This is a genomic window from Thermohalobaculum sediminis (assembly GCF_023487995.1).
Taxonomy (GTDB): Bacteria; Pseudomonadota; Alphaproteobacteria; order Rhodobacterales; family Rhodobacteraceae; genus Thermohalobaculum; species Thermohalobaculum sediminis.
The window spans coordinates 127,589-147,441 of record NZ_JAMFKN010000003.1; the positions used below are offsets into that span (position 1 = coordinate 127,589).

Genomic DNA, 19,853 nt, shown 5'->3' on the forward strand with positions numbered 1-19,853 from the left:
AGGTGCTTGCTGGCCCAGACCCCGAAATGTAGTGTTGCCACGTGTTTGGGAGGGAGCCCTTGGGCCGGGGTCGTCTGCATTCGCTCGGAGCGTTCCATGGCGCGTCGGTGACGCGCTTCGCCGTGGTTCTCGCGCTCGTCCTGCTTGCCGCGCGAGAGGCACGCGGCGAGGAGCCGGCGATGCCACCGCGCCCGACGCACAACATCAACGGCATGACAGGCCTCATCGACGTGCCGAGTGCAGACATGCAGCCCGATGCGCAACTGTCATTCACATCGGGATTTTTTGGAGGCTTTCTGCGCAACACGCTCTCGGCGCAGATCTTTCCCGGGGTGGAGGCTGCCTTTCGCTACTCGATCCTCGACGACTTCTTCGGACCTGGCGGAACGCTCTACGATCGCAGCTTCGACGTGAAGTTCCGGCTGATCAGAGAGGGCCCCGAGTGGCCCTCGGTGGTCCTCGGCTTCCAGGATTTCCTTGGCACGGGCATCTACTCGGGCGAATACTTCGCGGGAACGAAACACGTCTTGGACGGAGACCTGGCGATCACCGGTGGCGTCGGCTGGGGACGTTTCGCAGGAACCAATGCTGTCGGGAACCCGCTCTGTTTCGACAACAACACCTTCTGCACGCGCGCCGGGCCGGCCGATACCGGCGGCACGGTCAATTTCGGCGATTTCTTCTCCGGTGAAGACATGGGGTTCTTCGGCGGCCTCTCCTGGCGAACGCCGCTCGACGGGCTCTCGCTCAAGGCCGAATACAGCGATGACGAGTACACCCGGGAAGGCGGCCCGGGGAACTTCAAGCCAAACATTCCCTTGAACTTCGGGGCAGAGTACCGGCCCCTGGAAGGCATCGAGGTCGGCGCATACTACATGTACGGCTCCACGTATGGCGTGCGCGTGACCATCAGTGCAAACCCGTTCCGGCCGCTCCTGGACTTCGACGACGAGCCGGCGGGACGGCCGGTTCAACCTCGCCCAGCCCCCGACCCTGCCGTGGCGGCGCCCCAACTTGGTGAATTGCGCGAAATACTGACGGGCGCTCCGGCAATGCTGCGCTACTCGGACAGCGGAGTCGAACGCGTTGAAGTCGAGACCGGGCGCAACGGACTGCGCTGGGCGACGGCGACACTTCCAAGTGCGGCGGATTACGTTTGCCCGGCCGAGGCCGCGAAGGCGATCGACGCCGAATACGGCGTCATCGATGCGGTAACGTTTCGCCACGCCGACGGCACACCCGTCTGCACCGTGGCACTGCGCCAGGCAGGTCAGGACGCCGTGCGTGCGGAGGTCCGGAAAGGCGCGGATTACCCGACCGACTGGTATGACGACGAGGCTGGCCGGCAAGAGATCGTCGAGCAGCTTGTGGTCGCTCTTGACGCCGACCGGATCGGGCTCTTCGGCATCGAACTCAAGGCGCGAGAGGTCTCGGTCTACATCGAGAACCAGAAGTTCCGCGCCATGCCGCGCGCGATCGGGCGCACCGCGCGCGCTCTTGCGGCCGTGATGCCGCCATCGGTCGAGCTGTTCGAGATCATCCCGGTGGAGAACAGCCTCCCGGTCGTCAGCGTGATGATCCAGCGCTCGTCGCTGGAAGACCAGGTCGGACGGCCGGATGCCGCGCGCGCCGTCTGGTTGTCGGCCCGTGTCCAGGACACCGAGCCACGGGACTGGCGCGATGTTGGGCGCACCATGGATCTGTTTCCGCGCCCCTACTGGTCAGTCGATCCTGCCGTGCGGGTCAACTATTTCGATCCGGACTCGCCGCTGCGTGCAGACCTCGACGGCGTCGTGAGCGGCGGGCTGGAGTTGGTCCCGGGGCTCAGCGCCAATGCGAGTGTGGCCAAACGGATCATCGGGAACCTCGACCAAATCGAGCTCGTGAGCGACTCGGTTCTGCCGCGCGTCCGGTCGGACAACGCCCTTTACCTGCGCGAAGGCGATCCGGGCATCGAGAGATTCACCGGCGACTACCTGACGAAGCTCGACGCGGACATTTACGGGCGCCTGTCCGTTGGCCTGCTCGAGGGCATGTTCGGCGGGGTGAGCGGCGAACTGCTCTGGCAACCGGTTGAGCAGAGCTGGGGGCTCGGCCTCGAAATGAACTGGGTCAAGCAGCGGGATTACGACCAGCTCTTCGGCTTTCGCGACTACGACGTCTTCACGGGCCACGCGAGCCTTTACTGGGACACCGGATGGTACGGGGTGAGCGTGCAAGTCGACGCCGGACGTTACCTGGCCCGAGACTGGGGCGGCACGCTGACGGTGAAGCGGCGGTTCCCCAACGGATGGGAACTTGGCGCTTTCGCGACATTCACCGATGTGCCCTTTTCCGAGTTCGGTGAAGGCAGCTTCGACAAGGGGCTCATCCTCACGATCCCGCTCAACTGGACGCTGCCCTTCGAGACGCGATCGACGATTTCGACCATCGTGCGCCCGGTGACCCGGGATGGCGGACAGCGCCTGATCGTCTCGAACCGCCTCTATCCGATCGTGCAGGATATGGGGCGCGCAGAGTTGCGCGAAAGCTGGCAGGGCTTCTGGAAGTGACCTGGTGCCTCGAACCTCACCTACGGCGCCTTCGCCGGGCACCCATGGCAGTGCTCCTGGCCGCACTGACGGGGTGTTCGAGCGGCGGCCCCGGGACATTCACACGCATCGGAGACACGCTCGTGTCGACACTGGCCACGACCGACGCGGGCGCCCAAGCACCGACGGTCAGCCGGGCCCGACTCAACGAGATTCCCTACGCGACGATTTCCGTGGCGACGGACGAGAGCGCGCCCGCCTACCTCGTTCCGCTTGCCGACAATGGCGGATATCTCGACTACCGCGACACGGCGGGCAACTCGGTGAGGGTGTTCGGCGGCGCTCTCGCCGGCATCGTGGCGGTCGGCTTTGATCTCGAGGGGGTTCGCCACGATGCGCGAGACCCGATCGCTCACGCGACGCCGCTGGCGTTGTGGCCCTCGGAGGTTTGGCGGGAGTATCAGTTCTCGCAGCGCGACCTCGGGCCCTACTCGATCGTGCTCAAATGCGTGATGCAGCCCCAGGGCCGCGAACCGATCGAGATCGTCGAGATCCCCTACGACCTCGTGCGGGTGGTGGAAACATGCAGAAATGTGCGCCGCGCGATCACCAACACCTACTGGATCGACGCGGGAACGGGCTTCATCTGGAAATCGCGACAGTGGGCCGGTCCGAGGCTCGGCCACCTCACGATCGAGGTCATTCGACCCTATTCCAGCTCGTAGCGCTGACGGATGCCACCCTCGGCAAAGGCGCGCTCGAGCGCACGCCGCCCGTCAGTGCCCGCGCATCGCTTCGGGACGCGCGCCTAGCGCGTCGCGCATTCACGATCAATGATGGCCTTGATGACGCCTTCGACCGAATTGTTCGCAGCCCCGTCGAACGCGGGGCTGCGGAGATCCCGCAGGATGACGGAAAGCAGATACGGGTTGCCGTCAGCCGCAACTTCCCGATCGAGATCGGTCATGCAGTTCGCCGTGGCGACCATGGCCGGGTCTTGCAGGTAGTTGTAGTAGTAATAGTGCAAGACAGTTGAGATGAAGCTCTCCCGCCGCCAATCTGGAATTCCATCGAACTCCGCAAAGCTCAAGCTCGCAGCCTCTTCGGCAGTTCCGAGGATCCCGGAACAGACCGCCACGACCAATACCAACCTGCGCCGCATGGTCTCCCTTCGCACCCCTACATCTCACCCAGAGCATTTCGTGACACATAAAGCAACGTTCTCACGCCGCCAAAATGTAGATTGGCAACACTTTTAGGCCATTTTGGGACAATCTGCGGCGCATCCGCCTTAGCGGCAGCAACCTCGGCGCGGTGGCAAAGGTCTTGGCCTCGATACGAAAAACCCTTGCTTCATACTTCCATCCGTCTGCCACGATTGTCGTCGAGGCATGACGGAGAGTGCGGGATCGCAACGTGGAGCGCCCTTCCTGACCCATCTGGCAACGGATGCGGGGGCAGCGGCTTCCGTGCGTTCAGAGCCCGACCGGTTCGCCCGGGCGCTCGCACGGAAAACATGCGCTGATCAACGCTTCGGGAGGAGTGCCAGGTTGTCACGACCCTTGTCGGCGACGGTCGTGGCCGTCGTCTTCACACTGCCTTCCTCAACGACGCGTGTGACCTCGGCATTCTTGCCATGCTCGATCGCCGCTTCATAGTTCTGTCGCGCGAGATCATATTCCCCGAGATTATGGTAGGCGACACCGAGATTCAGGAGCGCGAAGGGCTCGTTCGGATTCTCCGCAAGGATCTCGATGTATTTGTCGCGCGCTGCCGTGTAGTTCTGGGCCTGCATCAACTCCCAGCCCGCTTCGAGATCCCGGCTCCGCTGCGAAGCACATCCCGGCAAGGCGAGACCGAGCGTCAGAAACGCGATTGCGGCGAAGCGGCGCATGACAACCTCCCGTTCCGCCCGATCCGTCGGGCGCAGTGTCGGCAAGCTTAAGGCAGCCGAACGATAGAACGCTACCTCAAGTCTCTGACAAAATGACAGTCAGCATCCCGAACGGATGCGCAAGCGGCGCCAGCATTTTCCAATGGCGTGAGGCTGGCACGATCCTGATCGCATTTCTGCGTCACCGCCGCCGGCCCGAGAGCAACTCGTGCGCACACCCTGAACTCACCCGACAAATCGAGCCCGACACCGCGAGGTGCGGCAGCATCGCTTCGGAGAGGATCAAGCTCAGTGGTTCAGAGCGACACGCGAGCGAGAAGCCTCGGCGTCCGAAAGCCGAGTTTCGGGCGCGTTCACGGTCGAGATTGAAGGCGAAAAAGCAGAGAACCGGTTATCGGCGCCAAGGACCGCGTGGGCGCCAGCAGGCGGCTTCGAAGGCTCGGACGCCGGCGCGAAGTTCAGCACGGCGAAAAGCACCAGGACAGTCACGATCACAACTTGAGAGGCGATCTCCGTCGTCCTGACCGTGATCAGCCGTCCGCGCGTTCGCGGGACTTTACCGTTTTTCATTGCTCGCTCCCACTCCGCTTCCACCCAAGCGTGGCGACCGTTGCGCCGCCTTCGCGACCAGTTGCTCACCGAGTCAAAGAAACCGACATCGGCTGCGCTATGGGCACAGTTCTGATCATGCAGGAGAGTTGGGCCTTAAGATCGCGTGAATCTGGCGAAAAATAGATGAACGCAGCTTCGATTGTGGCGCCGCTCGGAGCGCTTCCGGACTGAGGAGACGCGGCACGGAGCCTGGTTTCGCGAGCTTCGGCTCGAGCCCCCGACATGTCCGAGACGATCGCCGTCGATTGGGGACGGCACACGGGGCTTGCATGTTTGTTCCCGTCCCGGTCGGAATCGATAGGCGCCTTCAGCCACCACGCGCGCTCGGGCTCTGCACCTGCGAGACCTCGCAGGCTTCCCGGTTCTGCCGGATTGACGCGATTGGATCCGCCCCAACATGACCACAAAACCGGGAAAATCCGCGTCGCAGAGAGATGCTCTTGCGCGACCGTCCATGACGGATAAGGATGCCAGCAGTCACCCTTCGCGTTCGTCCCGTCCGATCGGCGCCTGTCAAGATGAGAGAGGGAGATGTCGCGTCTCTTCGATTGCCGCAAGCGAATACTTGTAACCGGTGGTGCAGGCTTCCTCGGCTCCCATCTTCTCGACCGTCTGCTGGAGCAGGGCCATGAAGTGCTCTGCGCCGACAATCTCTTCACGGGCACGAAGCGAAATATCGAGCACCTGCACGACAACCCGCGCTTCGAGTTCCTGCGCCACGACGTGACGTTCCCGCTCTATGTCGAAGTCGACGAGATCTATAATCTCGCATGTCCTGCCTCGCCGGTGCACTATCAGCATGACCCGGTGCAGACGACCAAGACATCGGTTCATGGCGCAATCAACTTGCTGGGGCTGGCAAAACGCCTTCGATGCAAGATCTTCCAGGCATCGACCAGCGAGGTCTACGGCGATCCTGAAGTTCACCCGCAACCCGAAACATACTGGGGAAGGGTCAACCCGGTGGGCCGGCGCGCCTGCTACGACGAAGGCAAACGCTGCGCCGAGACGCTGTTCTTCGACTACCATCGACAACACGCGCTCAAGATCAAGGTTGCGCGCATCTTCAACACCTATGGGCCGCGAATGCATCACGCTGACGGCAGAGTGGTGTCGAACTTCATCATGCAGGCCCTGCGGAACCAACCGATCACCATCTATGGCGACGGGAAGCAAACCCGTTCCTTTTGCTATGTCGACGACATGATCGACGGCTTCCTCAAGTTCATGGCGAGTGACGATGGCCTACCAGGCCCTGTGAACCTTGGAAACCCGGACGAATTCACGATCCTCGAACTCGCGGAGAGGATCATCGCTATGACGGGCTCAAGGTCGGGCATCGTGATGCGAGAGCTGCCCGAGGACGACCCAAAGCAGCGCCAACCAGATATCTCGCTCGCGCGCGAGCGCCTGCAATGGGAGCCGTTCACACGCCTAGAGGATGGTCTCAAGTCCACCATCAGGTTCTTCGAAGACCGGATCACCGAAATGACGGGTGCCGCCCACTGACGCGTCCGGGCAGCCACATCGGGGCGGACGGTACCAGACATTTCGCTCTGCGGCTGGCCTCAACATGCCGGCGACGGGGCCGAGATCAGTGGATCGATGTTCGATCTGCAAGAAATGACTGTAGGGGGGACGCCTGACTCAATATCGGCTCTGGCGTCCGGCTGCGGCAGGATTGCCGGGATCACGTCTGTTCCGACGGCTTCGTGAACCGTCGCGCGGCGGATGGTCGGGCTTTCCGGCTGCTGATCATGCTCGATCGATTCATCCGCAAACGCCTGGTGATCTCGATGCGACGCGAGATGAACCCGACCGACGCAATCGATATTCTGACGGATCTGTTAATCCTACGCGGTGGGCAAGGCTTCATTCGCGCCGAGAATGGCCCAGAGTTCGTCGCCGAGACGGTGCGGGGTTGGCCGAACGACGTTCGCGCGAGAATGGCCTTCATCGAGCCTAATTCACAATGGTACAACGAATATCGCGCGAGCTTCGAAGGAAGACGCCGAGAAAACTTTCATGACGGCGAAATCTTCCAGCGCTTCACGAGGCAAAAATCCTGATCCAAAAATCACGCCACCACTACGCCATCATTCAGCCGCACAGCGCGCCTGGATACTGGTCAGTGGCACCGGACGTCATCACGTCAATGGACCGCACGCCCACCATGGACTAAAACTCCATTTGGACCGACCAATCCGGGCTGCTCACGATTCGGCCAAAGACGAAAGGGCCGCGCATGTTCGATCCCACCACCATCGTGGCCTCGGCCTTCGGGACCTATCTGAGCGAGCTGTATCTTCAGCATTTCTCGACCCGCAAGCCGCAATACGCGACCTTCATCGGGGGCGCGGCGCGGCTGGTGATGGAGCGGCTGGCGAACTCGGACGCGCTCTACCACAACGCCGAGCACACGATGATGGTCACGCTGGCGGGCCAGCAGATCATCCGCGGGCGGCTGCTCGCCAAGGCGCTTCAGCCCGAGGACTGGCTGCACTACACGGTCGCGCTGCTGATCCACGACATCGGCTATGTGCGCGGCACCTGCAGCGGCGACAGGCGGGACGCCTTCGTGATCAACGAGGCGGGCGAGACCGTGACGCCGCCGCGCGGCGCCTCGGACGCCTTCCTTGGGCCGTTCCACATCGAGCGGGCGAAAATCTACGCCCGCGAGCGCTTCGGCCCCTCGGAATACATCGACGAGGAGCGCATCGCGCGGGCCATCGAATACACCCGCTTCCCGGTTCCGCCGGGCCCAGACCATGCCGACACCGACAGCGAGCCCGCGCTGGTCCGCGCGGCCGACCTGATCGGGCAGATGGGCGACCCCTTCTACCGGCGCAAGACCAATGCGCTCTACCAGGAATTCGTCGAGACCGGCGTGGCCCAGCAACTCGGCTACAGCTCGCCCATGGACGTGGTCGAGCGCTATCCCGATTTCTTCTGGGCGCATGTCCAGCCCTATATCGGCCCGGCGCTGCGCTATCTCGAGCTGACCATCGAGGGCAAGGTCTGGGTCGCGCAGCTCTACAACCACATCTTCCAGGTCGAGTACAAGGCAAGCCATCTCGGGCCCTTCCCCGGACCCCAGGCCGAGGGGCCGGGCGACGGCGCGCGCCCGCCCGCGCGCATGCCGCGGCCCGACGCCCGGTGATCGCGGGAGCGGGCAACACCGCTCGCGACAGGCTGTGACAGCACACCAAAGCCGATCACGCGACGCGCAGCGACCATCACCGGCATCGCGCCCCTTGACGGTGGGCAGCGCAGCACCGCCCGGGCCAGACTGGGCGCGGCCTCGTCGTCGCCGCGCGCAAGCCGATTGCCAGACCCTCACTCGGCCCGCACCTGCGCGAAATGGCGGCATCCCTCAAGTCGCGGTGATTTCTGGAACCCCGCGCCGCACCGCGCTATCACGGGCGAGAGACCAACGGGACCTGACGCGGACATGATCCGCGACAAGGAAGTGCGAGAGTTGAGCGAAGGCTGCCCCGACACCACCCGACGCGCGTCGATCCTCGGCGAGCTGAATGGCGGCATTGCAGATCTGGGGGTCCTGCTTCCCTTCACGCTCGGGCTGGTGATGGCGGGGCTCGTCCCCGCCTCGGGCGCGCTCGCGGGCTTCGGGATCGCGTATCTGGTGTCGGCGGCGATCTACCGTGCGCCAATCCCCGTCCAGCCGATGAAGGCGATCGGCGCGGTTGCGCTGGCGGGCGGGCTCGCCTCGGGCAGCCTGATGCTGAGCGGTGTCGCGATGGGGGTGGCGCTTCTGCTCATCGGTCTCAGCGGGACGATCAGACGGCTTGCCTACCTGGTGCCGCAATCGGTCGTCGCGGGCCTTCAGCTCGGGCTTGGCGCGATGCTCGCGCACCATGCCGTCTCGCTCGTCCTGCCGTCCGTGCCTGTCGGGGCCGCGGCCGTCGCGTTCCTGTGGCTTGCCAGCGGGGCTGGGAGGCTGCCGGGCGCGCTTTTGCTCGTCGTGCTGTCGGCGGCGGTGAACGCTGCCTTCGGGGCCGGCCCGTCGCCGGTCGCACCGCCGCCCGGGCTGACGCTGCCGGCGCTTTCCGACCTGCCGGCGGCCCTGCGCGAGGGCGTCGTGCCGCAATTGCCGCTGACCTTGACCAATGCCGTCCTTGTGACCGCGGTCCTCGCGCGCGAGCTGTTCCCCGACCGTCGCGGGCGACTGACCGAGCGGCGGCTCTGCCTGACCAGCGGGGCGCTCAACCTGCTGCTCTGTCCCATGGGCGCGGTGCCGATGTGCCATGGCGCCGGCGGGCTCGCGGCGCATCACCGGTTCGGCGCGCGGAGCGGCCTTGGGACCGGGCTCCTTGGAGCGGCGCTCCTTGCGCTCGCCTTCGCGCCCGAAACGGCCCAGCTTGCGGCGCTGTCACTGGTGCCGCTGCCGGTTCTGGGGGCGCTCCTCCTGTTCGGCGCGGCCGAGCTCGCGACGAGCCGGAGGATCCTCGACGCCACGCTGTCCTGCCGCATCGTGATCGCGATCACCGCGGTCCTGACCTTCCTGCTCGATCCCGCCGTGGCGATCCTGATCGGCCTCGTCGCCGAGGCCGCGCGCCGTGTTATCGTTCGCGCCCTGCTCGCACCCGACGATGCGCGGCACCGCGGTTGAGGCGGCGCCGCGGCTGGATAGTTAACTTTTTCGATATGGTATTCTGGCGGCGGAGACGTAGGTCGACCCAGCTTCCCGCCATGCAGCCGCTTGAAGCCCCGAAGGGGCGGCGCTTGGGCGATGGAACGGGATGACAGGCACCAATCCGGGCAGCGTAGCGACTGCGCCATCGGGCGGAGCGATGCCGTCCGCGGCTGAGCCCGTCGCGCCGCCCCCGATCGCCGGCGCCGCCGAGACGGCCGCCCCGGCGATCGCGAACAGCCTCGGCTGCCACGCCCCACGGGCCCGTCACGCAGCTGTCGGGGGCGAGCGCCACCGCGCCCAGATGGCGCGCGTGCCGGCCCATCTCATGGCCGGGCGAGCGCTGGGCGAGGGGCGCTGGCTGCTGCTCGACGAGCCGACGGCTAGCCGCGACATCGCGCACCAGGCGGCGGTTCTGCGCGCGGCGCGCGGGGCCGCGTCGGCGGGGGCGGGCGTCCTGCCGTTGGCCCGGCGGCACCTAGCACCGGACCTCCGTGCCGCCGTCGGGCCGAGGCCGGGGATCAGCTGTCGCGGGATGCCCCCGGGGCTGCTTGGCCGCCACCGTCGCGGGCCGGGCGCGGGGGCGCGCCGCGATCCGCCCTTTGAGAAGGGAATCATCTGCGGCTAGGATCGGGCGCAGCATCCGCGCGGCATCGCTGCGCCCGCCTCGCTCGAAGTGGTTTCGCGTGACCAACCGCCTCTCCATCTCGGATCTCGGATACCGCTATGGCGACCGGGTCGCCCTCGACGGGGTGTCGTTCTCGGTGGCGGAAGGTCGGTTCTGCGCCCTTCTCGGCCCGAACGGGGCGGGGAAATCAACGCTCTTCGCGCTCCTCACCCGGCTTTTCGTCCCGCATTCGGGCCGGATCGAGATCGCAGGCATCGACCTCGCGCGCGCGCCGCGCGCCGCCCTCGCCCGGCTCGGCGTCGTGTTTCAGCAGCCCACGCTCGATCTCGACCTGACGGTGCGGCGGAACCTGCTCTACTTCGCGGCGCTGCACGGCCTATCCGGCCGCGCCTCGGCCCTCCGGGTCGATGCGGCGCTCGACCTTCTCGGGGTTCGGGACCGCGCGGGCGACCGCGCCCGCGACCTGAGCGGCGGACAGCGGCGGCGCGTCGAGATCGCGCGCGCGCTGGTCCATGAGCCAAGGCTGCTCCTGCTCGACGAGCCCACGGTCGGCCTCGACGCCGCCTCGCGCCGGTCGATCACGGACCACGTCCACGACCTCGCCGCAGGGGGGCTCACGGTGCTCTGGGCCACGCATCTCGTGGATGAGATCCGCCCCGGGGACGATGTCGTGATCCTGCACCGAGGCCGCGTGCTCGCCGCCGCGCAGGCCGCGGCGATCGCGGGGGCAGGAACCCTTCTCGCGCGCTTTCTTGAACTCACGGGCGAGGGCACGGCATGAGGGGCTGGTTGGTCTGCTTTCGCGCGATCCTGCTGCGCGAGGCCCTGCGTTTCCTGCATCAGCGCACGCGCTTCCTTGCCGCGCTGATCCGGCCGCTCCTCTGGCTCGTGGTGTTCGCCGCGGGGTTCCGCACGGCGCTCGGCCTGTCGATCACACCCCCCTACACGACCTACATCACCTACGAGGTCTACATCGTCCCTGGCCTCTGCGGAATGATCCAGCTCTTCAACGGGATGCAGTCCTCGCTCTCGCTGGTCTACGATCGCGAGATGGGCTCGATGCGAATCCTGCTGACGAGCCCGATGCCAAGGGCGTGGCTGCTGTTCTGCAAGGTGGCGGCGGGCGCGGCGATCTCGCTCCTGCAGGTCTATGCCTTCCTCGCGGTGGCGGCGGCGGCCGGGATCGCGATGCCGCCGGCGGGCTATCTCGCCGCCCTCCCGGCGCTCGCGGTGACGGGGCTGATGCTGGGGACCATCGGGCTCGCCCTCTCCTCGATCATCCGCCAGCTCGAGAACTTCGCTGGGGTGATGAACTTCGTGATCTTTCCGATGTTCTTCCTGTCCTCGGCGCTCTACCCGCTGTGGAAGCTGGCCGAGACATCCGACCTGCTCGCGGACATCTGCGCGATCAACCCGTTCACCCATGCGGTCGAGCTGATCCGCTTCGCGCTGCATGGCGAGCTCAATCCGGGCGCGCTCGGCTGGGTGGTCGCGGCGCTCGCCGTGTTCGGGCTGCTGGCGGCCTGGGGCTACGACCCCGCGCGCGGCCTGATCAACCGGCGCGGCTGAAGGGACACGTCAGCGCCGGCAGGCGGTCTCGGGGCGATCGATGCCCAGCGTGTCGAGCGTGTCGGTCTGATGCTGGAAGCCATCGAACGGCGCGATCGCGATGACGGCGTTATGGGTCGCGAGGAGGATCGGCTGGCGCAGTTGCCCGTCCCACGGCCGGAAGCTGCCGCGCACCCCCTTGTAGAGATCGAGCGCCAGATCTCCCGACCGGACGAGTTCGGCAATCCCCGCCCGATCGACCGTGCGACGCTGGCTCACCGCCTCGATGATGCTGCGCACCGCGACCCAGGCCGCCCAGTCGCCGGCCGCCATGTCGCGCCCCGCGGCGCGCCGGAAGCGCTGGTTGAGCTGCGGCGCGCCATAGCGCTCCAGCGTCCAGTGCCAGGCGACCGGCGTCAGCCCCTCGCTGCCTACGACCGGCCGCGGCAGGTAGGTGGCGAAGGGGACGTAGCGGCCGAACTCGCCTTCGGCATCCGCCAGCCAGATGACGTCATAGCGCGCGTCGCCGGTCAGCAGCGCGACATTGCCGAGATCGCGCTGCCGGGGATCGTTGGTCAGCTCGAAGGCGCGCTCGTCGGCGAGGTCGAGGCCGAACTTCCCGATCGAGCGGCGGATCGCCGCCGCCTCGGCCTCGTTCTCCGGCCCCGGTCCGCGCAGCACCAGGACGCGGGTCCACCCCCTGAACCGCAGATGCTGCGCAAGCGCATCCGTCAGCATCGACCGCGACGGCATCGCATGCAGCAGGGCGGGCGCGCAGTCGGCGCCGCGCCAGCGGTCGTCCACATGCCGGATGTTGACGAGCAACCCCTCGCCACCCTCGGCCGCGAGGACCGCGGCCATCGCCTGCTCCGGCAGATCGAGGAGAACGGCGAGTGCGCCCGATGCCCGCGCCGCGCGCACCTCGGCCGCGGCATCCCCGCCGGCAGCAAGCAACCTCTCGTCCAGCACGAAGCCGATGCCGAGCGCCCGGGCCAGCGCCTTCGTCCCCGCGACCGCGAGGCGCGCGCCGTCGACAGGGCGGTGACGGTCCTTCAGCGCAAGCCCGGTGTAGACGCGCTGCGGCTGATAGGCGGGGTCGTCGACGACGCCGAGATAGACGATGCGCGCCGGCTCGGCCGCGAGGGCCGGCAGCGCCAGCACCAGGGCGATGGCGAGGACGGCGAGCCTAGCGATCATCGATCAGGATGCCATAGGGGACCAGACCCGTCGGAGTCGAGGTCAGCGCCCTCAGGCTGGCCGTGTCGACGACGGTCACGTCGTCGGAGAGCCCGTTCGCAACGAAGAGCCGCGACTCGTCGGCCGAAAGGGCAAGTCCCCAGGCACGCTTGCCGACAAGGACATAGTCGAGCACCTCGCGCGCTGCGACATCCACCACCGCCACATGGTTCGCCCGGCCCAGTGCGACATAGGCGCGGCTGCCGTCCGCCGTGATCAGCACGTCGACGGGCGTGACCTGCTCGGGCCGGAAGCCCGTAGGCAGGAAGGCGATGTCGCCGACGAGCTTGAGGCTCGCCACGTCGATGATGTTCACGACGCCGGCGAGTTCCGCCGAGACCCACAACTCCGCCGCGTCCGGCGTCAGTGCGAAGCGGCGCGGCCGCGTGTCGACCAGGATGTCGGCGATCACCGCGTCGGCCTCGAGATCGATGACATGGACGAGGTTCGCCGCCTCGGACGCGACGAAGGCGAGCCGGCCGTCGGGCGTGATCTGGACCCCCTCGGGCTCCTCGCCCGTCTCGTATTCGGCCAGCAGCTCGCCCGTCTCGACGTCGTAGACCGAGGCCGCGGCGTCCTCCTCGTTCGACACCACCAGGCGCCGCCCGTCCGGGTGGAGGTCGAAGGTCTCGGGCGCGGGAACCCCGGTGATCCGGCGCAGCAGCGTCCGCGTCGCCGTCTCGTAGATGGCGATCTGGTCGTCGTCGGCGCAGCCCACGAAGAATTCCGAGCGGTCGGCGCTGAAATGCATGCCGCGCGGGCGGGCGCAGGTCTCCATCGTGTCGACGATCGCAAGGTCGGGGCCGATCACGGTCAGCGTGTTCCCGCGCTCGTTCGAGACGATCGCGATGCCCGACGCGGCCCAGGCGGAGCCGGCGACCGACACCGCGCACAGCGCCCCGGACAGACCTTTCAGCATCGCCCCCAATCTTCCGGTTCCGTTCGTCGGCACTGTACCCGCTTGTGCGAATCTGTCTTATTGTCGCAGTTTCTAAGCATATAAGTTCCGCAAGGGGGAGGAAATACATAATGAAATTGCTCAGGTTCACCCTCGCGGCCGCGATGGCGGCCACATTGACGGGGGGCGCGGTCTCGGCGCAGGAGGAGACGAGCGCCAGCACGCTCTACGGCGATCTTTCGCATGTGACGCAGGACATGCTCGACCGCGCCGCCGGGGACGGGAACAACTTCCTTCACACCAACGGCAACTACCATCAGACCCGCTACTACCCGGCACGGCAGATCAACACCGACAACGTGCGCGGCCTGCGCCCGGCCTGGATCTTCCAGACCGAGATCGTCGACACCATGGAGACGAGCCCGATCGTCGTGAACGGCATCATGTATGTCACCACGGCGTTCAACCATGTCTACGCGCTCGACGCGCGGACGGGGCGGCAGATCTGGCACCACAAGCACAACATGGGCCCCGTGACCACCTATTGCTGCGGCCCGAACAACCGCGGCGTCGCGGTCTCGGGCGACAGGGTGTTCATGGGCACGCTCGACGCGAAGCTGGTCGCGCTCGACGCCAAGACCGGCAAGCAGCTGTGGGAGACGCAGATCGCGGACCCCGAACTCGGCTATTCCGAGACGATGGCGCCGACCGTCGTCAACGACATGGTGCTGATCGGCACCAATGGCGGCGAGTATGGCATTCGCGGCTTCGTCAAGGCCTTCGACGCCGCCACGGGCGAGCTGAAATGGACCTTCCACACCATCCCCGAGAACTCGGTGGGGGTCTGGGCCACGCATGACGCCACGGGCCGTGACATGCTGCGCGACATCGAGGCCGAGAAGGCCGCGCTCGCGAAGATGGGCGATCCCTACGAGACTCTTGGCGGCGGCGTGTGGCAGAACCCTGCCGTCGACCTCGAGACGAACCGGATCTACTTCGTCGTCGGCAACCCCTCTCCCGACCTCGACGGCTCGCTTCGGCCGGGCGACAACCTCTACACCGACAGCCTCGTCGCCGTGGACATGAACACCGGCGAATACATCTGCCACTTCCAGTACATCGCCCATGATGTCTGGGACCTCGACGCAGTCTCGCCGCCGATCATCACGACGGTGAAGGATGGCGGCGGCAACGACGTGAAGGGTATCCTGCACGCGGGCAAGACGGGCTATGTCTATGTCCACAAGGCCGACGACTGCTCGCTGATCCGCTTCTCCGAGCCGATGGTGAGCCAGGAGGGGCGCTGGACCCTGCCGACAGCCGAGGGCGCAAGGATGCTGCCCGGCGCCAATGGCGGCGTCGAGTGGTCGCCCATGGCGATCGACCCCAACCTGCATCTCAGCTACGCGATCAACCTGCACCAGCCGATGACCTACACGGTCAAGTCGAGCCCGTACCCCGAGGGCAAGCTGTGGCTCGGCGGCTCGTTCGACGTGATCCCCGAGGAGGAGCAGTGGGGCAATGTCAGCGCCGTCGACTACAACACCGGCAAGATCCGCTGGAAGGTCCGCACCGAGCAGCCGATGATCGGCGGCATCCTTGCGACGGCCGGCGGGCTGGTCTTTACCGGCGAGGGCAACGGGCTCTTCAAGGCATACGACTCGGCCACGGGCTCGGAACTCTGGCGCTTCCAGGCCGGTGCCGGCGTGAACGCCCCGCCGTCGAGCTACACGGTTGACGGCAAGCAGTACATCGTCGTCGCCGCGGGCGGGAACGCGCAGCTCAACTACAAGCGCGGGAACAACATCATCGCCTTCACCCTTGCCGACTGACCTGTCTGGCGTGATGACATGACGGGGCGGGGCCGCGCGGCCCCGCCCTTTTTCAGGCCGATCGGGAGAAGCTTTCATGAGACATCTCGCCGCCCTCATCTCCGCGTCCCTGGCAGCCACGCCGGCGGTTGCGCAGGATGCCTTCGTGCTTGAGGACGCGGTCGCACTCTGCGCCACCTGTCATGGCGAGGAGGGCAAGCCGATCGATCCAGAATACCCCATCATATGGGGCGAGCAGTATTTCTACATCTACACGCAGCTGAGGGACTTTGCCGCCGGGCGGCGGGCAAGCGACGTGATGACGCCGATGGCGGCGCAGTTCAGCCGCGACCAGATGAAGGCGATCGCAGAATATTTCGCCGCGAGACCTTGGCCCACGATCGAGGCGAGCATGGAGGAAGGCGACGCGGCAATCGCCGAGAAGGGGATCACCGGCGGCCAGTGCAGCGCCTGCCACGGCAAGTGGCAGGGCGATAGCCGCATTCCGCGCCTCGCGGGCCGGCAGCCGGGCTACCTGCGCAAGACCATGCACGACTTCAAGAACGAGGTGCGTACGAACGCGCCCGACAAGACGAGCACGATGAAGCAGCTCGACGACCAGACGATCGACGCGCTCGCGCGGTATCTCGCGACGCTCTGAGATCGCCTGCTACCGCCTGCCCGCCTCAGCGGGCGAGCAACCGGCGCAGCTCGGGCGACGCGACAAGGTCCGCCGCGCGCGCACCGGCGTGATCGCGCCGTGAGGGGTCGGCCCCCTGCTCCAGCAGCCAGGCGACCATCGCGGCATGGCCGCGCTCGGCTGCGATCATCAGCGCGTCGCGTCCGCGCTTGTCCACCGGCGAGAGATCGGCGCCGGCCGCGACCAACGCGCCCGCCGCGGCGATCGCCTCGCGCTCGGGCGCATCGTTGGCATGGCCCGCGGCCCACATGAGCGGCGTGAGGCCGTTGCCGCGCGGCGCGGCGACATCGACCCCCGCCGCGATCAGGACCGAGACGACCTGAGCGAAGCCGCGCCCCGCGGCGTAGATCATGGCGTCCTTGCCGGATGCGTCCGCCCTGCCTGGTTCGGCGCCGCCCTCGATCAGCTGCTGCACCATTCGGGCGTCGCCGTTGAAGGCGGCGGCGATCAGGGGCGTCACGCCCTTGATGTCGGCGGCGTCCGGATCGGCCCCTGCCGCGAGCAGGCGCCGCACCATGGGACGCCGCTTCGCCCTGGCCGCGTGCAGCAGCGGCGTCGCACCCCGCAGGTCACGATGATCCAGCGCCGCCCCCGCCGCGAGGAGGAGGTCGACGACCTCCCCTGCCCCGCGCGCGGACGCGAGGGTCAGCGCGGTGGCGCCGGTCCGGTTCCGCGCCGTCACCGAAGCCCCCCGGGCAAGCATGTCCGCGGCGATGCCGGGACAGTCGAGCGATGCCGCCTCGAACAGCGCCTCGGCAAGTGCCCGGCCCTCGAGCGGCCGCGCCGATTGCTGGAGGTCGCGCGCAAGCGCGAGGCAGACATGGCTTGGCCCCGGCTGGGCCGCCGCGGTCGCGGTGATCGCGGCGACCAGCCCGACGGCCAGCGCGAATGGCGCGAGGCGTCTCATTCCACGACGAACTCGCCGCGGAAGCCCTGCGTCTCGAGTCCCTCGACGAAGAACTCGTAGCGCCCGGGACGGATAGGCACGAAATAGATGTCGATCGCGCCGGCATCGTCGAACTCGATCGCGTGGAGGCCCATCGGCTTCACCTCCCGCTCCTCGATCACCACCTGGTCGATCCAGCTCTCGCGGAACAGCCCGGGAGCGAGAAGCTTGTACTCGTCGCGCCCGTCGCTCTCGATCCGCCAGCGGTAATAGGTGCCGCTCTCGGCCTTGTAGCTTCGGATCGAGAACCCGTCGGCGGCGTCGATCGTCATGGGCTCGAGCCGCGTCGCCCGCCGCGTGGGGTCCTCGGCCGCGGCCGGAGACGAGACGAGCGCCGCCAGCACGAGCAACCGCAGTTGAAATCTCATCGTCCTGCCTCCGGCGTCCTCGGTCGGCCGGCCGGGATCCTACGGCACGGGCCTGCCATCGCCCACGGTAATCAATGGCTTCGCGCGCGTCCATCGCAGGAGGGGCACGGGAGCCCGATGCGGGATGGCCCCCTGCGCCGTGGGGACGCAGCCGCTCCCTTGCTTGGCACGCGCCGGTTTCTCGCGGCGCGGTGCGGAAGATGGCGGGGGCGCCCCCCCGACCGTCACGATCCGGCGGCAGGGGAAAGCGCGAACGGAGTCCGATCCGCGCGGAAGTCGCGAGGCACAATCTTTGCGGTATCTGAATACAATCATGGACTGAAAGATGGGGTAGTTTCTGTCATAATACATTAATTCGGCGGACTTTTTTCTGCCGAAGTAGGCGGGCTCTGCGGCAGGCAATGCCGCGGCAGTCGCGAGACGAGATCCCGCACCCCGATCGCTTCCGGAAGCCCTGCTACCACCGTAACCTTCGGATCGACGGGATCCAGGGGCGTCGGGTCAAGGCGTCCAGTTCGACATCGTCGGAATTTCGTTGCCACAATACTTTCCAAGTGAAGCATTTAATAAAACACGAACATATTGGCTCGGAAGCGCGTAGCCGCTCGTAAATCGTGATGACAATAACCTGCCGCCCGGAACAAATACCGTCGGCGACGCGCGAAGTATTGAATAAGCACGTCAAGATTCAAGTGGGTCAACATGAAAACTCAGAGAATCAGCTCGACCGCATTCATTGCTGCGCTCCTTGGCGGTGCCCTCGCAATGTCGGTAGGTCTTGCGCTTGCCGCGTCGGAATCGCAGAGGATCTGCGAGGCCGGCGACGGCACCCGGGACAAGAGCACCAAGACCTGCGCTTATCCGGTCGTGGAGACGAAGCCCGGCAACAACAACGGCAACGCGACGTGGGAGGAGGAGACGACGGACACCGCCCACGGCACGCTGAAGAACGCGCAATCGACGAGCGATACCAGCTGCGAGGGGCCGGGCGGCAGCACCTCGAAGTGCTGACCATGGCCTCGCCGCCCGAGGGAGCCTCGGGGCGGCGGGTCGTTGAGTCCGGCTGAGATCCGCCGATCCAGCGCCGCCTTTCCGGCGTCGGATCGGTCACTGCCACGAGGTTCCGATACGTATCCTTCTCGGCGTCGTTGCGGTTACCTGGGCCATGGCGCTGTTCTGGCCCGGAGCGCCGGGGCTGCTCGACGGTGCCCTCGGTCGCATGGCGGCCGGGCCGTGGAACTCCGCGCAAGAGCCTCAGGCGAGCGGCATCTATCGCACCGCACAGGTCGGGCGTGGCGACCTCGTCACCAGCGTCGAGGCCGCCGGCACGCTCAACGCCCTCGTCGTCGTCGATGTGGGCTCGCAGATCTCCGGTCTCGTTACCGATCTGTTCGCAGATTTCAACTCGGCCGTGGAGCGCGGGCAGGTGATCGCGCGCGTGGACCCCGAGATCTACGAGGCACGCGTCGCGCAGGACCTGAGCCGGATGCAGCGCGAAGCCTCGGTCGTCGAGGCCGATGTCAGCCGCTTCGCCGCGGGCCAGGTCGTCGAGTTCACCGTCGACGCCTTCCCCGGGGACGTGTTTCCCGGCACCGTGCGCCAGATCCGCAAGGCGCCGCATGTCGTCCAGAACGTCGTGACCTACGTGGTCGTCATCGACGCCGACAACCCCGGCGAATTGATGCTGCCGGGCATGACCGCCAATATCCGCGTCGTCGTCGGCGAGCGGACGGACGTGCTCCTCGTCCCCAATGCGGCACTGCGCTTTCGCCCGGCCCAAGCCGCCGCGGCGCCCGCAGCACCCTCCGTCGGCGCGAGCGGCGCAGCAGGCCCGGCCGGGCGGGTCTTCCGGCTTGGACCGGATGGGCAGCCGGTCACCGTCACGCTCCGCCTCGGTCTCACGGACGGGCGGATGACCGAGGTGCTGTCGGGCGACCTCGGCGAAGGCGACCACGTCATCATGGGACGCGCCGCGGGCGCAGATGCGGTGGCGTCGCCGATCCTCGCCCGCTTCCGGCTGCGTTGAGGGG

General features: G+C 66.8%; 20 protein-coding genes. 13 read left to right on the forward strand and 7 right to left on the reverse strand.

What is annotated here, in order from left to right:
* Nucleotides 1-59: 59 nt before the first annotated feature.
* Nucleotides 60-2,552: a YjbH domain-containing protein gene (locus tag M1105_RS07785; RefSeq protein ID WP_249579783.1), complete on the forward strand. Its 2,493-nt coding sequence runs from the start codon at nt 60-62 to the stop codon at nt 2,550-2,552.
* 122 nt (nt 2,553-2,674) lie between these two features.
* Nucleotides 2,675-3,256 (forward strand): YjbF family lipoprotein, encoded by a 582-nt coding sequence (locus M1105_RS07790; RefSeq protein WP_249579784.1) that lies wholly within the window; start codon nt 2,675-2,677, stop codon nt 3,254-3,256.
* Nucleotides 3,257-3,339: 83 nt separating this feature from the next.
* Here the strand turns inward: M1105_RS07790 and M1105_RS07795 are convergent, their stop codons facing one another.
* From M1105_RS07795 to M1105_RS07805, 3 genes are all read right to left on the reverse strand, one after another.
* Nucleotides 3,340-3,693 carry a hypothetical protein gene (locus M1105_RS07795; protein WP_249579785.1) on the reverse strand — a complete coding sequence of 118 codons (354 nt, stop codon included), beginning with the start codon at nt 3,691-3,693 and terminating at the stop codon, nt 3,340-3,342.
* Nucleotides 3,694-4,056: 363 nt separating this feature from the next.
* Nucleotides 4,057-4,425 (reverse strand): tetratricopeptide repeat protein, encoded by a 369-nt coding sequence (locus tag M1105_RS07800; RefSeq protein ID WP_249579786.1) that lies wholly within the window; start codon nt 4,423-4,425, stop codon nt 4,057-4,059.
* 288 nt (nt 4,426-4,713) lie between these two features.
* Nucleotides 4,714-4,995 carry a hypothetical protein gene (locus tag M1105_RS07805; RefSeq protein WP_249579787.1) on the reverse strand — a complete coding sequence of 94 codons (282 nt, stop codon included), beginning with the start codon at nt 4,993-4,995 and terminating at the stop codon, nt 4,714-4,716.
* A 573-nt stretch (nt 4,996-5,568) separates the two neighbouring features.
* Between M1105_RS07805 and M1105_RS07810 the strand changes: the two genes are divergently transcribed.
* From M1105_RS07810 to M1105_RS07840, 7 genes are all read left to right on the forward strand, one after another.
* Nucleotides 5,569-6,546 carry a UDP-glucuronic acid decarboxylase family protein gene (locus M1105_RS07810; RefSeq protein WP_249579788.1) on the forward strand — a complete coding sequence of 326 codons (978 nt, stop codon included), beginning with the start codon at nt 5,569-5,571 and terminating at the stop codon, nt 6,544-6,546.
* A 203-nt stretch (nt 6,547-6,749) separates the two neighbouring features.
* Nucleotides 6,750-7,106, forward strand: coding sequence for a transposase family protein (locus tag M1105_RS07815; protein WP_249579789.1), 357 nt, complete (start codon nt 6,750-6,752; stop codon nt 7,104-7,106).
* Between the two features lie 176 nt (nt 7,107-7,282).
* Nucleotides 7,283-8,197 (forward strand): hypothetical protein, encoded by a 915-nt coding sequence (locus M1105_RS07820; RefSeq protein WP_249579790.1) that lies wholly within the window; start codon nt 7,283-7,285, stop codon nt 8,195-8,197.
* Nucleotides 8,198-8,488: 291 nt separating this feature from the next.
* On the forward strand, nt 8,489-9,667 hold the full coding sequence (locus M1105_RS07825; protein ID WP_249579791.1) for a putative sulfate/molybdate transporter: 1,179 nt from the start codon (nt 8,489-8,491) through the stop codon (nt 9,665-9,667).
* A 181-nt stretch (nt 9,668-9,848) separates the two neighbouring features.
* Complete coding sequence (locus M1105_RS07830) at nt 9,849-10,316, forward strand: hypothetical protein (protein ID WP_249579792.1); 468 nt, start codon at nt 9,849-9,851, stop codon at nt 10,314-10,316.
* Nucleotides 10,317-10,374: 58 nt separating this feature from the next.
* A complete protein-coding gene (locus M1105_RS07835) occupies nt 10,375-11,097 on the forward strand; it encodes an ATP-binding cassette domain-containing protein (protein ID WP_249579793.1) in 723 nt (240 codons plus the stop codon).
* Nucleotides 11,094-11,885, forward strand: a complete 792-nt coding sequence (locus tag M1105_RS07840; protein WP_249579794.1) for an ABC transporter permease — start codon at nt 11,094-11,096, stop codon at nt 11,883-11,885. The genes M1105_RS07835 and M1105_RS07840 overlap by 4 nt, the downstream gene beginning before the upstream one ends.
* A 9-nt stretch (nt 11,886-11,894) precedes the next feature.
* Here the strand turns inward: M1105_RS07840 and M1105_RS07845 are convergent, their stop codons facing one another.
* A complete protein-coding gene (locus M1105_RS07845) occupies nt 11,895-13,061 on the reverse strand; it encodes a type 1 periplasmic-binding domain-containing protein (protein WP_249579795.1) in 1,167 nt (388 codons plus the stop codon).
* Nucleotides 13,051-14,019, reverse strand: a complete 969-nt coding sequence (locus tag M1105_RS07850) for a PQQ-dependent catabolism-associated beta-propeller protein (RefSeq protein ID WP_249579796.1) — start codon at nt 14,017-14,019, stop codon at nt 13,051-13,053. The genes M1105_RS07845 and M1105_RS07850 overlap by 11 nt, the downstream gene beginning before the upstream one ends.
* A 110-nt stretch (nt 14,020-14,129) precedes the next feature.
* Here M1105_RS07850 and M1105_RS07855 point away from each other — a divergent pair, with 110 nt between their 5' ends.
* Both M1105_RS07855 and M1105_RS07860 read left to right on the forward strand, forming a co-directional pair.
* On the forward strand, nt 14,130-15,830 hold the full coding sequence (locus M1105_RS07855) for a pyrroloquinoline quinone-dependent dehydrogenase (protein ID WP_249579797.1): 1,701 nt from the start codon (nt 14,130-14,132) through the stop codon (nt 15,828-15,830).
* Between the two features lie 76 nt (nt 15,831-15,906).
* Complete coding sequence (locus tag M1105_RS07860) at nt 15,907-16,470, forward strand: c-type cytochrome (protein ID WP_249579798.1); 564 nt, start codon at nt 15,907-15,909, stop codon at nt 16,468-16,470.
* A 25-nt stretch (nt 16,471-16,495) separates the two neighbouring features.
* On the opposite strand, the gene M1105_RS07865 is transcribed toward M1105_RS07860, so the two are convergent.
* Both M1105_RS07865 and M1105_RS07870 read right to left on the reverse strand, forming a co-directional pair.
* Complete coding sequence (locus M1105_RS07865) at nt 16,496-17,416, reverse strand: ankyrin repeat domain-containing protein (RefSeq protein WP_249579799.1); 921 nt, start codon at nt 17,414-17,416, stop codon at nt 16,496-16,498.
* Entirely contained in the window at nt 17,413-17,823 is a 411-nt protein-coding gene (locus M1105_RS07870; RefSeq protein ID WP_249579800.1) for a hypothetical protein, read from the reverse strand. The genes M1105_RS07865 and M1105_RS07870 overlap by 4 nt, the downstream gene beginning before the upstream one ends.
* Nucleotides 17,824-18,588: 765 nt before the next feature.
* Between M1105_RS07870 and M1105_RS07875 the strand changes: the two genes are divergently transcribed.
* Together M1105_RS07875 and M1105_RS07880 are read left to right on the forward strand one after the other, a co-directional pair.
* On the forward strand, nt 18,589-18,834 hold the full coding sequence (locus tag M1105_RS07875) for a hypothetical protein (RefSeq protein ID WP_249579801.1): 246 nt from the start codon (nt 18,589-18,591) through the stop codon (nt 18,832-18,834).
* A 154-nt stretch (nt 18,835-18,988) separates the two neighbouring features.
* Nucleotides 18,989-19,849 (forward strand): efflux RND transporter periplasmic adaptor subunit, encoded by an 861-nt coding sequence (locus M1105_RS07880; RefSeq protein ID WP_249579802.1) that lies wholly within the window; start codon nt 18,989-18,991, stop codon nt 19,847-19,849.
* The last annotated feature ends 4 nt before the right edge of the window (nt 19,850-19,853 follow it).